The sequence below is a fragment of the Rhodococcus sp. NS-SX18 genome (assembly GCF_057367935.1).
This window is the reverse complement of record NZ_CM170633.1, coordinates 4,303,295-4,317,974: the sequence shown is the minus strand read 5'-3', so window position 1 is coordinate 4,317,974 and position 14,680 is coordinate 4,303,295. Positions and strand designations below refer to the sequence as shown.

The 14,680-nt window shown below is 69.7% G+C and carries 11 protein-coding genes; 5 read left to right on the top strand and 6 right to left on the bottom strand.

Annotated elements, in window-relative coordinates; genetic code table 11:
• The first annotated feature begins 5 nt into the window (after positions 1-5).
• Together AC2IPW_RS19770 and AC2IPW_RS19765 are read left to right on the top strand one after the other, a co-directional pair.
• Positions 6-1,415: a DUF7159 family protein gene (locus AC2IPW_RS19770; RefSeq protein WP_486375450.1), complete on the top strand. Its 1,410-nt coding sequence runs from the start codon at positions 6-8 to the stop codon at positions 1,413-1,415.
• Between the two features lie 69 nt (positions 1,416-1,484).
• Complete coding sequence (locus tag AC2IPW_RS19765; RefSeq protein WP_010593278.1) at positions 1,485-1,910, top strand: ATP-binding protein; 426 nt, start codon at positions 1,485-1,487, stop codon at positions 1,908-1,910.
• A gap of 21 nt (positions 1,911-1,931) precedes the next feature.
• Here AC2IPW_RS19765 and AC2IPW_RS19760 read toward each other — a convergent pair whose 3' ends face one another.
• The 5 genes from AC2IPW_RS19760 to AC2IPW_RS19740 form a co-directional block, all read right to left on the bottom strand.
• Positions 1,932-2,375: a response regulator gene (locus AC2IPW_RS19760; RefSeq protein WP_003938889.1), complete on the bottom strand. Its 444-nt coding sequence runs from the start codon at positions 2,373-2,375 to the stop codon at positions 1,932-1,934.
• Entirely contained in the window at positions 2,372-4,012 is a 1,641-nt protein-coding gene (locus AC2IPW_RS19755) for a sensor histidine kinase (protein ID WP_486377035.1), read from the bottom strand. The genes AC2IPW_RS19760 and AC2IPW_RS19755 overlap by 4 nt, the downstream gene beginning before the upstream one ends.
• An 11-nt stretch (positions 4,013-4,023) precedes the next feature.
• A complete protein-coding gene (locus tag AC2IPW_RS19750) occupies positions 4,024-5,286 on the bottom strand; it encodes a PP2C family protein-serine/threonine phosphatase (protein WP_416061687.1) in 1,263 nt (420 codons plus the stop codon).
• 114 nt (positions 5,287-5,400) lie between these two features.
• Positions 5,401-6,690, bottom strand: coding sequence for a YibE/F family protein (locus tag AC2IPW_RS19745; RefSeq protein WP_486375449.1), 1,290 nt, complete (start codon positions 6,688-6,690; stop codon positions 5,401-5,403).
• 363 nt (positions 6,691-7,053) lie between these two features.
• Complete coding sequence (locus AC2IPW_RS19740; RefSeq protein WP_486375448.1) at positions 7,054-8,319, bottom strand: pyridoxal phosphate-dependent aminotransferase; 1,266 nt, start codon at positions 8,317-8,319, stop codon at positions 7,054-7,056.
• Between the two features lie 146 nt (positions 8,320-8,465).
• On the opposite strand from AC2IPW_RS19740, the gene AC2IPW_RS19735 reads away from it, so the two are divergent.
• The 3 genes from AC2IPW_RS19735 to AC2IPW_RS19725 all read left to right on the top strand — a co-directional run bounded on the left by AC2IPW_RS19735 (position 8,466) and on the right by AC2IPW_RS19725 (position 11,135).
• Complete coding sequence (locus AC2IPW_RS19735; protein ID WP_003938894.1) at positions 8,466-8,669, top strand: cold-shock protein; 204 nt, start codon at positions 8,466-8,468, stop codon at positions 8,667-8,669.
• Positions 8,670-8,884: 215 nt separating this feature from the next.
• A complete protein-coding gene (locus AC2IPW_RS19730; RefSeq protein ID WP_486375447.1) occupies positions 8,885-10,036 on the top strand; it encodes an alkane 1-monooxygenase in 1,152 nt (383 codons plus the stop codon).
• Positions 10,037-10,190: 154 nt separating this feature from the next.
• Positions 10,191-11,135 carry a type IV toxin-antitoxin system AbiEi family antitoxin domain-containing protein gene (locus AC2IPW_RS19725; protein WP_486375446.1) on the top strand — a complete coding sequence of 315 codons (945 nt, stop codon included), beginning with the start codon at positions 10,191-10,193 and terminating at the stop codon, positions 11,133-11,135.
• Positions 11,136-11,258: 123 nt separating this feature from the next.
• Here the strand turns inward: AC2IPW_RS19725 and AC2IPW_RS19720 are convergent, their stop codons facing one another.
• Positions 11,259-14,591 carry a heterodisulfide reductase-related iron-sulfur binding cluster gene (locus tag AC2IPW_RS19720; RefSeq protein ID WP_486375445.1) on the bottom strand — a complete coding sequence of 1,111 codons (3,333 nt, stop codon included), beginning with the start codon at positions 14,589-14,591 and terminating at the stop codon, positions 11,259-11,261.
• Positions 14,592-14,680 lie beyond the last annotated feature (89 nt).

The following is a 14,680-nucleotide window of genomic DNA, read 5'->3' as shown; positions in this document are numbered from 1 at the left end:
GGCTGATGAGTTCGGTTCTCGGGGTGACCGCAGGGACGAGTGCCGTCCGGATCGTTCGTCCGATCGATCCGGACGCACCTTCCGCGGGTTACCAGTTCCAGGTGGTCGAGACCAGACAGGACGACCCGGCTCGCCTCGCGGCGCAGACCGTGGGCGTGCTCGTGCAGGCCGGCATCGCGGGCGAGAGCGTCGAGCGCGCGGGCCTGGTGTACCGCGACGCCGCCGAGGCCGGACGGCTCCGCGCCGCGATGGCCGAGCAGGGACTCGACCGGTACAGCCTCGTCGGCGAGTCCGAAGCGGCCCTGACGTACCTGCGGGCCACCGGTGAGCTCACCGCCGACGTCGCGGTCCTCTACGACCTCGGCGCGTCCGGACTCACCGTCACCGTCGCCGACCGCAGCACCGGCGCCGTGCACACCGAACGCACCGGGTCCGTGGCCGGGCGCCTGTTCGACGACGCGGTGCGCCTGCACCTGCTCGGCTCGGACGGCGTGTGGCGGCCCGACGACCCGCAGGACGAGGAGTTCGTCGCCCAGTGCCGCGCGGCGAAGGAACAGCTGTCCGGCAGCGACGCCGTCGCCGTGCCGGGCACCGCTGGCGTGATCCTGATGTCCCTGGAGACGTTCGAACCGCTGATCACCCCGCTCGTCGAGGCCTCGGCGCGGTTCGTGCGCGACGTCGTGCAGCGGTCCGGCGCCCGGCCCGAGACGATCGTGCTGCTCGGTGGGGGCGCCCACGTCCGCCTGGTGCGCCGGGTGCTCGAGACGTGGACGAAGCTGCCCGTCGTGGTTCCGCACGAACCCGAGCTCGTCCTGGCCAAGGGTGGCGCCCTGCGCGCCGTCGCCGCGGAACCGGCGGTCACCGAACTGCTCGTGCCGCCGGCGGTGACCGAACGCATCGTCCCGCCCGGCGGCACGGCGCCGCACCGCACCGAGCGGCTGTCGCGTGCCGAGTCGCCCGCACCGGCCCCGTCCGGCGAGACCAGGACACCGAGGCGGAAGCGGGCGGCGACCGCTCACGAACCGCACGTGTCCAAACGGCAGATCAGCGGGGCCGGGCTGGCCGGCACCGCCCTGGGCGTGGTTGCCATGATCGGCTTGGCGCTCGGCGCCCAGAACACCCTCGCCGGCGACGACGAGTCGGATATCCGGCAGACCGAGGTGATCGTGACGACGCCGTCGCCGACCCCGCAGCCGGCGCCCGCCGTCGCACCGGCACCGGCACCGACAACGACGACCACGACCGTCCCGCCGGTCGAGGACCCCACGACCGCGCGCGTGGTGCCGCCTCCGCCGACCCCCGCCACGGCACCGCCGCCGTTGATCCCCGGCCTGAACATCCCGGTGCCGACGCTGCCGCCGCTACCGCCGCTGCCGACGATCGAAGTGCCGCCGGAGCTGCGGTTACCCATCTGACGGGCCCCGTCCGCCGCCGGGGACCCGCGAACCCGATGGCGCCCAGCGCGACAGGCTAGAGTACAAACGATGTTTTCGCCGCAGAACACCCCGCTGTGCGACTCGGTCACGCTTGCCTATCGGCGCGTGCGCGCCGAGCCCGGCCAGCTGACCGTGCTGCGGCGAGCCCTGGAACGCTGGCTCGACGCGGTGCACGTGAGCCCCGAGCTGGCCCGCGACGTGCTGCTGGCCAGCTACGAGGCCCTCGCCAACGCCGTCGAGCACGCCTACCGCGACGGTGCATCGGGCACGCTCGACCTCGAGGCGACGCTGATCCCGGCCGACCGCCAGGTCGAGGTCGCCATCATCGACCGGGGCAGCTGGCGCGCAAACGACACCGACCCGAGCACGAGCTCGCGCGGGCACGGCCTCACCCTGATCAACTCCTTGGCGGACACGGCGACCGTGGCCCCGGCCGACAGCGGGACCGTCGTCACCATGCGCTGGAGCATCTGACGCCGGTCCGGCCGCCCGGGACTACTGGCGACGGCGGGGCAGCCGCACCACCTGGACGAAGAACTCGTCGATCTGCCGGACCGCCCCGATGAACTGGTCGAGGTCGACCGGCTTGGTGACGTACGCGTTGGCGTGCAGCCGGTAGCTGCGCAGGATGTCCTCCTCGGCGGCCGAGGTGGTGAGCACCACGACCGGGATGTCGGACAGATCCGGGTCGGACTTGATCTTCTCGAGGACCTGCCGCCCGTCGTACTTGGGCAGGTTGAGGTCGAGCAGGATCAGGTCGGGACGCGGCGCCTCGGTGTACGCGCCGCGCTGGTACAGGAAGTCCAGGGCCTCCTCGCCGTCGCGGACCACGTGCAGCTCGTTGCCGATCTTGTTGTCCTCGAAGGCCTCGCGGGTCATCAGTTCGTCGCCCGGGTCGTCTTCGACCAGCAGGACGTCGATGGGCTCGGCGGGGGTCATGCGGGGGCTCCTTCGAGGTCGGCGTCGGCCGGGGCGGGCGCTTCGGGTTCTTCGTCGGGCAGGGCGGGGACCGTGAAGCAGAACCGGGTGCCCTCGGTGTGCTCGGTGTCGATCCAGATCCTGCCACCGTGGTACTCGACGATCTTCTTGCACACCGCCAGCCCGATGCCGGTGCCGGTGTAGACGTCGCGGCCGTGGAGACGCTGGAAGATGACGAACACCTTCTCGGCGAACTCGGCGTCGATGCCGATGCCGTTGTCCGTGACGCACAACGTCCAGGCTCCGGGCCCGTCCTGATCCCCCTCGTCCCGGTCGCAGGTGATCTGCACGGTGGGAGTGCGGTCGGGGTGGCGGAACTTGATCGCGTTGCCCACCAGATTCTGCCAGAGCATCGTCAGCAGGGTCGGATCGCCCGTGATCTCGGGGAGATTCTCGGGACGTTCGATGCGCACGCCGGACTCGTCGATCGCGGCGGCGAGATTGGCCACGGCCTTGTCCAGCGGCTGATCCAGGTCGACGCGCACGTGGTCGTCGCTGACCCGGCCGACGCGGGAGAAGGTCAGCAGGTCGTTGATGAGGACCTGCATGCGTTTGGCGCCGTCGACGGCGAACGCGATGTACTGGGCGCCGCGCTCGTCGAGCTTGTCGCCGTAGCGCTTCTCGAGCAGCTGACAGAACGACGCGACCTTGCGCAACGGCTCCTGCAGGTCGTGGGACGCGACGTAGGCGAACTGCTCGAGTTCGGCGTTCGAACGGCGCAGTTCCTCGGCCTGGGTGTCGAGGTCCGCCTTCTGCTGGGCGAGTTGCTGGTGCTGGGTGTGGGCGGCAGCCAGCGCGAACACGATGCGCCCACGCATCGCCTCGACGTCCCGGGCCAGGATCCGGATGTCCTTCGGGCCCTGAGGGTGGATGTGCTGGTCGAAGTTGCCGTCTGCGACGACCCGCCGCGTCGCCGCGCGCAGGCTGACCAGTGGCATGGCGACGAGGTTGTGCACCAGGATCACCATGAGCAGGCCGGTGAGCAGGAAGCCCGCCACCATCGCCACCAGCACGGAGTTGCGGATGGTCCGGGCCTGCACGAGGTCGTCGTAGCCGTCCGCACGGGCCTGGACGAGTGCGGCGTTCTGCTCCTCGAACAGGGTGCGCATCGCGTCGAACGCAGTCCGGCCGCGCTCGGTGGCCGCGGGATCCACCGGGGCGGGGACGCCGGGGACGACGCTCGCGACGAGCGGGTCGGCATAGTCGGTGCGCCAGGCCTCGGCCGCCGCCTCGATCTCGACGACGTCGGCGAGCAGCTCCGGGTGTTCGGCGGTGAACTCCCGCATCCGGTCGGAGGCCTCCTGCTCGACCTGCTTGCCCGTCAGGTACGGCGCGAGGAACTCGACGTCGGCGGTGGCGGCGTAGCCGCGGGCGCCGGTCTCCTGATCCAGCAGAGCCGCCTGCAGCCGGTACGCCTCGGCGCGGGCCGGCTGGATCTGGTCGACCAGCTCGTCGGTGATCTGCGCGGTGCGCTGGATGAAGTACCCGCCCACGATGGTGCCGAGCACGACGAACACGGCAAGGACCGCGAAGGCGACCTGGAACCAGCTCTGGACCGTCAACCGCGAGCGCACCCGCTCGACCTTGGGTTCGGGCATCGACGGGTCTCTCATGTCTGCTCCGCTACTTTCTCGCTCCATCGCACGTGCACCACGGCCACGTCGTCGCCGAGTCCTCCGTGACTTTCCGCCAGGGCCTCGGCCCGGTCGATCAGGGTGTCGACGAAGGCCTCGGGCGCCAGGTGCCCCTCCTCGCGGGCCAGCCGCAGCAGCCCCTCCTCGCCGAGGCGTTCCCCACCGTCGCCGACCCGGCCCTCGAACAGCCCGTCGGTGAACATCATGATGCCGCCGCCCTCCGGCAGCTCCAACTCGTGCACGGGCCACGTCGAGACACCGGGCAGCAACCCGAGCGCGGGTCCGCCGGGCGCCTCGACCCAGTCGACCCCCCGGGAGCTGTGCAGCAGCAGACCCGGATGCCCGGCGCGCATCACCTGCACCCGGCGCCGGTCCGGCGACATGACGAGACTGGTGAGGGTGGCGAAATGCCGTTCGTTCGCCCGCTCGGCGACCATGATCCGTTCGAGCTTCTGCAACTGGGCGACACCGGTGACGCCGGTGATCACGAGGGTGCGCCAGGCGATCCGCAAGCTCACCCCGAGGGCGGCCTCGTCGGGACCGTGCCCGCAGACGTCGCCGATGAGCACGTGCACGGCGCCGTCCTCGGTCTGCACGACGTCGTAGAAATCCCCGCCGAGCAGCGACTGCTCACTTCCGGGCCGGTACCGCGCCACGATGTCCACGTCGCCGGCGTGGTGCAGCATCGGCGACGGCAGCAGTCCGCGTTCGAGGCGGGTGTTCTCCTGCGCTTGCAGCCGGCTGGCCTGCAACGCGACGGCGGCGTGCTCGGCCTGCTTGCGCTGGATGGCGTAGCGCACGGTCCGGCCGAACAGGTCCGGCTCCACGCGGCCCTTGACGAGATAGTCCTGGGCGCCGGCAGCGACCGCCGCCAGGCCCGTCTGCTCCTCGGCGAGGCCGGTGAGCACCACGACCGGGACGCCGGCGGCGTACTGCTGGACTCGCGCGAGGGCGTCCATGCCCTGGGCGTCGGGCAGATGCAGATCCAGCAGGATGCAGTCGGGCAGACCGGCGGCCAGTTCGGCGCGGGCCGCGGCCATCGTCTGGACCCATTCCAGGCGCATGCCCTGCGCGCTGTCCGCCACCAGCTCCTCGACGATGAGCGCATCGCCGGCGTCGTCCTCGATCAGGAGGACCGACGGCTCCTCCTGGGCCCAGTCGGTGTCCAGAGCGACCGGCGAAGTTGTGGTGCCTATTCCTGGTGGTGCGCCGGCAGGCCTGTGCTGCTCGGAGAACATGGCCCCTGCCCTTCGATCTCGTGTGTCGTGACTCCGGTCCCTCGCACCGGACGACAACAGGGGAAGAATACCTATCGTTCGCACGTTCACCGACGCCCGCGGCCGTCGAACCGGTCACCGCGCATGGCGGCCCTTGCGGGCTGCGGGCTCCGGGGCGCCGGGCCGGGCCAGTAGCGCGGCAATGCCCGTGGTCAGCGGAACGGACAGCGCCAGTGCGATACCGCCCACACACGCCCGCACCACCTCGATGGCGACGGCGTCGCCGGTGAGCACGTCCGACATGGACCGGCCGGCGACGCTGAACAGCAGCAACAGCGGCAGGGCGCCACCGGCGTACGCCAGCACGAGGGTGTAGACCGTGCTGGCGATGTGGTCGCGGCCGACCCGCATCGCGGAGGAGAACACCTTCCGGCGCGAGGCGGTGGGATCGAGCGCCGCCAGTTCGAAGGCCGAGGCTGCCTGGGTGATGGTCACGTCGTTGAGGACGCCGAGGGAGCCGATGATGAATCCGGCGAGCAGCAGACCGGTGATGCTGACCTGTTCGAGGTAGAGCTGCACGTCGGTGTTCTGTTCCTCGGACAGTCCCGTCAGATGGGTCATCCGGATCGTGACGTACGAGAGCACGGCGGCGAGCAACATCGACGCGAGGGTGCCGAGCAGGGCCGAGCTCGTGCGCAGGTTGACCCCGTGCGCGAGGTACAGCACGGCGTAGAGGATGATCGCGCCACCGACCAGGGCGACGGGCACGGCGGGTTTGCCGTCGAGCAACGCGGGGAGCATGAACACCACGAGCACACCGAACGCGATCAGCAGGCCGATCAGGGCGCGCAGGCCACGCCAGCGGGCGACGGCGACGATGACCACGGCGAAGGCGGTGATGATGAGTGCGATCGGGAGACTGCGGGCGTAGTCGTAGAACGAGTACTGGGTGGCGCCGGACGGGTCGACCTGCCGCACGAGCCGGATCTCCTCGCCGACACGCAGGTCGGGCTGCCCCGGGCCGGGCCCGATCTCGAGCAGGGTGCGGGTGCCCTCGTTGGGGCCCGAATCGATCGTGACGATGCTGCGCTGGCACTGGTAGGCCTCGGTGGGAGGCGGGACGGGGTCGCCGGTGAAGGGGCGGCCGGCCGAACTGCTGCCGCACGCGCCGATGTCCTGTTCGACGACGGTGCCGGCTTCGGTGACGACGGCTCCGCCGCCGGTGGTCTGGAGCGGGGCGGGGATGTCGACGGCCTCGCGGCTCGGCCACAGGGCGACGGCGCCCGCGAGCACGGCGATGCCGATCACGACGAGGAGTCCGACGACGACCTTCGCGGCGGTGGGTCCGACAGGGACGGGCCCGGAGAAGTGTCCGTGGCCGTGTCCGTGTCCGTGGCCGGTGGGCTCTGCTGGTGTCACTGCCACAGGGTAACGACGCGGTCGCGGTGAGGTCGCATCGCGGAATACGCGGTCACTCGAGGGGGAAGGGCTGGTGGTGGCGGGGAGCAGGGGGGTGTCCCCGCCACCGTCGACCTGATCTCGCACAGGGGGGGTGGCGATGATCAGGGAGCCCAGCACGCTGAGGTGCCGTAGACAAACGTACTGCGTCTGTCGGTCCACCGGGTAGTACCTACGGTGTGTCGGTCCTCACCGGAACCCGGCCGAACGCTCGTTCCCACCCGCTCGGCCTGCGACGATGCGGTTCGTTCGCGGCAACATATACTTTCGACAACGCTCGGCGTGTCGCGCATCCCGGGCGTGTCGCGGTCGGCTCGTTACCGGCCGGGATCACTGCTTGTAGCTGGACAGGAAGTTGCCGAACCGTTCGATGGCCACCGCGAGGTCGCGAGCCCAGGGCAGCGTCACGATCCGCAGATGGTCCGGATCCGGCCAGTTGAAACCGGTGCCCTGCACCATCAGGATCTTCTCCTGCAGCAACAGGTCCTGGACCAGCTTCTCGTCGTCGTGGATCTCGTACACGTCCGGATCGAGGCGCGGGAAGGCGTACAGGGCGCCGCGGGGCCTGACGCAACTCACCCCGGGAATCGAGTTCAGGCGCTCCCACGCCACGTCGCGCTGCTCGAGCAGCCGGCCACCGGGCAGGATCAGGTCCTCGATGCTCTGGTACCCGCCGAGCGCGACCTGGATGGCGTGCTGAGCCGGCACGTTGGGGCACAGGCGGGTCGAGGCGAGCAGATCGATGCCCTCGAGGAAGCCGGCCGCGTGCTCCTTCGGACCGGTGATCGTCATCCACCCCGACCGGTATCCCGCCACCCGGTAGGCCTTCGACAGGCCGTTGTAGGTCAGGCACAGCAGGTCGGGGGCGAGGGTGGCCAGGGAGATGTGCTTGGCGTCGTCGTAGAGGATCTTGTCGTAGATCTCGTCGGCCAGAAGCAACAGCTGGTGCCGGCGGGCCAATTGCACCAGCTGTTCGAGCACCTCGAGCGAGTACACGGCGCCCGTCGGGTTGTTCGGATTGATGACCAGCAGGGCCTTGGTCTTGTCCGTGATCTTCGACTCGATGTCCTCGATATCGGGATTCCAGTCGTTGGACTCGTCGCACAGGTAGTGCACCGGCGTGCCCCCGGCCAGGGACGTCATCGCCGTCCACAGCGGGTAGTCCGGCGCCGGGATCAGCACCTCGTCGCCGTCGTCGAGCAGGGCCTGCATCGTCATCGTGATTAGTTCGGAGACGCCGTTGCCGAGGTAGATGTCGTTGATGTCGAGCTTCGGGAAGCCCGGCACGAGCTCGTAGCGGGTGACGATGGCCCGGCGCGCCGACGCGATGCCCTTCGACTCCGAGTAGCCCTGGGCGTGGGGCAGCGCGGCGATCATGTCCTGCACGATCGTCTCCGGTGCCTCGAACCCGAACGGCGCCGGGTTGCCGATGTTGAGCTTGAGGATGCGGTGCCCCTCCGCCTCGAGCCGCGCGGCGTGCGCGTGCACCGGCCCGCGGATCTCGTACAGCACGTTCTGCAGCTTCGCGGACTGCTCGAGCTTCCGGCTGATGCGGTGGTGAAGGTGGCCCTGTTCTCCTGTACTCACGGCGTCCATGGTGCCACCCGGCCGCAACCGGGTTTCAGCCGGATTTGGCGCGCATTGCCGCGTCCACCGCGACGTTCGGCCCGAAAAGTGCAATCATGACGACTTGTGACCGTTGCGTCGGGGTGACGCGCGGGTGGATTGAGGAGTCGTACGGTATGGCACAGGGAACTGTGAAGTGGTTCAACGCCGAAAAGGGTTTCGGCTTCATCGAGCAGGACGGCGGTGGGCCCGACGTGTTCGTTCACTACTCGGAGATCCAGGGTTCCGGCTTCAAGTCGCTGGACGAGGGTGCCCGGGTCGAGTTCGAGATCGGACAGGGACAGAAGGGTCCGCAGGCCCAGGGGGTTCGTCCCATCTGAGCGGGTTCGTCCCGACATCTCGGCGGCGCTGCACCTCGGGTGCGGCGCCGCTGCTGTTTTCCGGTCAGGTGGGCTCGGGCCGGGTCACAACGCCGTGGGCACTTCGTCTCTTTTGTCCTACCATTCGGTAACATTCCGGCGCGTCGCGGGCATATGAAGGTGAAAACCGTGATGTTCGGGGGACGACGGGTGAGACAACCAGGGGGTTGGTGTAGATGGTGGGGGACGGTGCCGCTGTGGCGCAGTGGCGGGACCGCAAACGGTACCTGTGGCTCTGCGGACTCGCCGTCCCGCTGAGCCCGTTCGTCGCGTGGGCGCTCGTGGAGTACCTGCACCTCGGGCTGTTCTGGGCGTTCGGGGCGCTGCTGATCGCGGTGATCGTGCCGCTCGTCGACCGGTTCACCGGCGTCGACAAGGCCAACCCGCCCGACGAGCTCGTGCGGGAGCTCGAGGAGGACCGGTACTACCGCTGGTGCACCTACCTCTACCTGCCGCTGCAGTACGCCGGACTCGTCTTCGCCTGCTGGGTATGGACCGTCGCACCGATGGGCTGGCCCGAGCGGTTCGCGATGGCCGCCACCGTCGGCGTGGTCGGCGGCGTCGGCATCAACGCCGCCCACGAACTCGGGCACAAGCGCACCGACCTCGAACGCCGGCTCGCCAAGATCGCCCTCGCCCAGTCCGGGTACGGGCACTTCTTCGTCGAACACAACCACGGTCACCATCTGCGCGTCGCCACCCCCGAGGACGCCGCGACGGCGCGGCTCGGCGAGTCGTACTGGAAGTTCCTGCCGCGCTCGGTGTTCGGGGGCCTGCGGTCGGGCTGGCGGTACGAACGCGAACGCCTCGCCCGTCGCGGACTGCCCTGGTGGAGCCCGCGCAACAACGTCCTGAACGCCTGGGCGCTGACCGTCGCGCTGTACGCCGGGCTGATCGCGGTGTTCGGGTGGTCCGTCGCGCCGTGGCTGATCGTGCAGGCGGTTCTGGCGGTGATGTTCCTCGAGGCCGCCAACTACCTCGAGCACTACGGCCTGCTGCGGGAGCAGCGACCCGACGGTTCCTATGTGCGCGTGGCGCCGCGGCACAGCTGGAACAGCGACCACAGCTGCAGCAACCTGTTCCTCTACCACCTGCAGCGGCACAGCGACCACCACGCCAACCCGCTGCGGCGCTACCAGACGCTGCGCACGATGGAAGAGGCGCCGCAACTGCCCGCCGGGTACGCGGTCATGATCCTGCTGTCGTTCGTCCCGTCGTTGTGGCGCAAGGTGATGGATCCGCGGCTGCTCGACCACTACGACGGGGACGTCTCACGCGCGAACCTCGATCCCGCACGTCGCGAGGAACTGATCGCCCGGCACAGCTGAACACCGTGCATCCGCGGTCGCCCTCGAATTCGGGTGTCGGCACGCGGTTTCCGGTGCGGGCACGGTTGTCCACAACCGGAAGATCCATCCACAGATCGAGACGGTCCCGTCGTCGTCGCGGTGCGCGCCCGGGCCGATACGGCACTGTGACCGCATGGGCGACGAACACGACATCATCCGGCGCGCCGCGGCACTCGAGCGGGGCGTCAGCGATCGCGAGATCCAGCGCCTGTGCGGGCGCGGTCACTGGCACCGCGTCCACCGTGGCGCCTACCTGCCGGCCGAGAGTTTCGCGCAGCTCGACGAATACGGCCGCCACCGGCGGCGGGCTGTCGCGGTGGCAGGCGGGATGCGGTCCGACGCCGCGCTCAGCCACGTCTCTGCCGCCGTCCTGCACGGCCTCGCCCTGTGGAACACCCCGCTCGACGACGTCCACCTGACCCGCAATCGCGCCGGGGGAGCGAAGCGCACGCCGGGACGGAACCTGCATGCGTCGCCGTTCGCTCCGGACGAGGTCACCGATGTCGACGGAGCGCGCGTGCTCACCGTCGCGCGCACGGTCGCCGACCTCGTCCGCACCCTTCCGTTCGAGCAGGCCGTCGTCACCGGGGATCACGCCCTGCGCACGTGCGGGATCTCCGTCGCCGACGTGACCGATGCGCTGGCGCGCAACGTCCGCCACCCCGGCCATGCGAAGGGCGTGCGCGCGGCGCAGTTCATGGACGGGCGGAGCGAGAGCGTCGGCGAGTCCCGCAGCCGCGTGCTGTTCGTCCGCGACGGCCTTCCGATGCCCCTGACCCAGGCGACGATCCTCGACGCCCGTGGACGGTGGCTGGCCCGGGTCGATTTCCTGCTCGCGGACCACGGGGTGATCGGTGAGTTCGACGGTCGTGTGAAGTACCGGGGCGACGACGTGGCGCCGGAGGAGACGGTGTGGCGGGAGAAGCAGCGCGAAGACCGTCTGCGCGATGCCGGCTGGACCGTCGTGCGCTGGGTGTGGGACGAGCTGGCCACACCCGCTGTGGTCGCCGAGCGTGTCCGGGAGGCGATTGTGCGGGCCGCGCGAGGGCCGCGGCCCACCGGAACGTTCCGGCCCTGACGTCGAGCTTGCACCCCCTGTCGCGTGCTTGCCCCCGTTGCAGGGGGTGCAAGCACGGTAGAAAAGGTGTCTGCTCAGGAAGACGACGACGCCCCCCACACGAGGTGGGGGGCGTCGCGGGTGTTACGAGCGCCGGCCGGGGGCCTTGGCGCCGGACCGGAAGCCCAGCGCGCCGGGCTTGGCCTGCGGCGGGGCCGGTGCCTCGGCACCGTTGGCCGACGCTTCCGCTCCGTTGGTCGACGGCGTCTCCGGCTCCGGTGCCTTCTCCGGCGGGGCGTCCGGATCGGGTGCCTCACCCGGGGGTGCGTGCGCCGGTTCCGGTGCCTTCGCGGGGGCGGGCTTCTCAGCCGGCTCGGGCTTCTCCGCGGGCGGCTCGGACGTCGCGGCCGGAGCCGTCGGCGCGGCGGCCTTACGGGCGCCGGGAGCCTTTGCTCCACCCTTGAAGGCCAGGCCACCCGGCTTCGCCTTCGGCGGCTCGGGAGCCGCCGAAGTCTCGGCAACGGGTGCCGCCGCAGCGGGTGCTTCCGCAGCGGGAGCCTCGGCAGCGGGAGCCTCGGCAGCGGGAGCCTCGGCCGCCGGGGCGGCCTTCTTGGCGCCCGGAGCCTTGAGCCCACCCTTCATCTGCAGCCCACCCGGCTTGGCCTTCGGGACCGACGGTGCGGCCGGTGCCTCGGCGGCGGGGGCCTCGGCGGCGGGGGCCTCGGCGGTCGGAGCTGCCGGGGCGGCCTTCTTGGCGCCCGGGGCCTTGAGCCCGCCCTTCATCTGCAGCCCACCCGGCTTGGCCTTCGGTGCCGCCGGGGTCGATTCGCCCGTCGAGGCGGTGGCCGATTCGCCCGTGGAGGCGGTGGCCGGAGCGGATTCGCCGGTGGGGGCGGCCTTCTTGGCGCCCGGAGCCTTGAGTCCGCCCTTCATCTGCAGTCCGCCGGGCTTGGCGGCGGGTGCAGCGGGAGCTTCGGCTGCGGCGCCGTCACCGGAAGCCTTGGCGCCCGGAGCCTTGAGTCCACCCTTCATCTGCAGTCCGCCCGGCTTCGCGCCGGGAGCCTTGGCGGCGCCCTTCATCTGCAGACCGCCGGCCGGGGCCGTCTTGGGGGCTGCCGGCGTCGCGGCCGCCTCCTCGATCTCTTCGACGCGTTCCTTCTCCTCGGTCTCGGCGACGGCCTCGGACGCCACGGCGGCGCCCTTCGAGTCCGCGGCCGGTGCGGGAGCGGGCCGCTCACTCGGGATCACCTCTAGGTTCTTGCCGAGCTGCGCCGGTTCGAGACGCGTGATCGAGTCGAGCATGAGCTGCGCGACGTCGACGACCTCGACGCCCTCACCCTCGCCCTTCTCCTGGCGAGCGGTGACACCGTCGTTGAGCATGACGCGGCAGAACGGGCAGCCGGTGGCGATCTTCGACGGACTCGTCGACAGCGCCTCGTCGACGCGGTCGATGTTGATCCGCTTGCCGATCTTCTCTTCCATCCACATGCGGGCACCACCGGCACCACAGCACATGGACCGCTCGCCGTGCCGCGGCATCTCGGTGAGCTTCGCACCGGACGCAGCCATCAGCTCGCGCGGCGCGTCGTACACCTTGTTGTGCCGGCCGAGGAAGCAGGGATCGTGGTAGGTCACGTCCTGGCTCACCGACGCCACCGGCACCAGCTTCTTCTGCCGCACGAGGCGGTTGAGCAGCTGGGTGTGGTGGACGACCTCGTAGTTGCCGCCGACCTGCGGGTACTCGTTGTTGAGCGCGTTGAAGCAGTGCGCACAGGTGACGACGATCTTGCGCTTGGAGTCCTCGACGCCCTCGAACACCGAATTCAGCGTCTCGATGTTCTGCATCGCGAGCTGCTGGAACAGGAACTCGTTGCCCGCGCGACGGGCCGAGTCACCGGTGCAGGTCTCCTCGGCGCCGAGCACCATGAACTTCACGCCGGCGGTCGCGAGCAACTCGGCGACGGCCTTGGTGGTCTTCTTGGCCCGGTCCTCGTAGGCACCGGCGCAACCGACCCAGAACAGGTACTCGTAGTCGGCGAAGCTGTCGGCGTCCTGGCCGAACACCGGAACGTCGAAGTCGAGCTCGGAGATCCAGTTGAGCCGGTCCTTGGCGTTCTGGCCCCACGGGTTGCCCTTGTTCTCGAGGTTCTTGAACAGACCCGCGAGCTCGGACGGGAAGTCGGACTCGATGAGCACCTGGTAGCGGCGCATGTCGATGATGTGGTCGACGTGCTCGATGTCCACCGGGCACTGCTCGACGCAGGCACCGCAGTTGGTGCAGCTCCACAGCGTCTCCGTGTCGATGACGGGTGCGAGCTCGCCTTCGACGGTCTCACCGACGAGCCGGCGGTCGGTCTCGGCCAGCGCTGCGGCCGGGATCTTTCCGAGCTTGGCTTCGTCCGGGTTGCCCTCGGCGTCGACCAGTCCGATCTCGTCGCCACCGAGGTCCTTACGGCCACCGGCGAGCAGGTAGGGAGCCTTGGCGAAGCCGTGGTCGCGCAGCGAGGTGATGAGCAGCTTGGGCGACAGCGGCTTGCCGGTGTTCCAGGCCGGGCACTGCGACTGGCAGCGGCCGCACTCGGTGCACGTGCTGAAGTCGAGCCAGCCCTTCCAGGAGAAGTCCTCGATCTTCCCGGCACCGAAGGTGTCGGTGTCCGGATCGGCCGTCTCCATGTCGATGGCCTTGCCCTTCGACGTCATCGGCTTCGCGGCGCCGAGGGCGACGCCACCGTCGTCCTCACGCTTGAAGTAGATGTTGAAGAACGCGGCGAAGCGGTGCCAGGCGACGCCCCACGTGATGTTGCGGCCGACGACGTACAGCCAGATCATGCCGGACATCAGCTTCACGAACGCGAAGATCGACACCATCACAGCACTCGCCGGCAGCAGCTTGGCGAGGTTCATCGTGAAGAAGTCGGTCCACGGGTTGGCGTGGCCGTAGGTCGCGATCTTGCCGGCCTTGACGAAGATCATGCCGAGGCCCTCGATGAGGACGACGGCCTCGACGAAGTACGCGGCCCGGAAGTCGGAGCCGGCGAAACGCGAGAGCCGCTCGGGCTTCCGCGGGTGGTTCAGCTGCCGGATGATGATCAGCGCGGTGATGCCAATCACGGTTCCGAGGCCGAGCAGTTCGTCGATCAGGTGGTAGACGGCGGTGTTGCCGATCAGCGGCCAGTGGAACGCCGGATCGAAGGTCTGGCCGTAGGCCTCGAACCAGACGATCGCGCCGAGCATGAAGCCGACCATCACCAGCCAGTGGGCCCAGCCCACGGTGCGGAACTTGCTCATCCGGGTGTGTGCGACGAACTCGACGAGCATCTGCTTGAAGCGCGGGAAGAACGGCTGCCACCGATCCGGAGCCGGCTGGCCGATCCGAACGACGTTCACCATCTTCATCGCGCCACCGATGAACGAGTACCAGCACACCAGACTGAGCAGCACGCCGATCGTGCCCAACGTGATCGTCAGGGCATTCATAGGTGGCCTTTCGTGTCGGGGGCGGCCGCGGCCGCCTGGTATAAGCCCACGCATCGTAACCCGAACTAAGTTACCAGCCGGTAGCTATA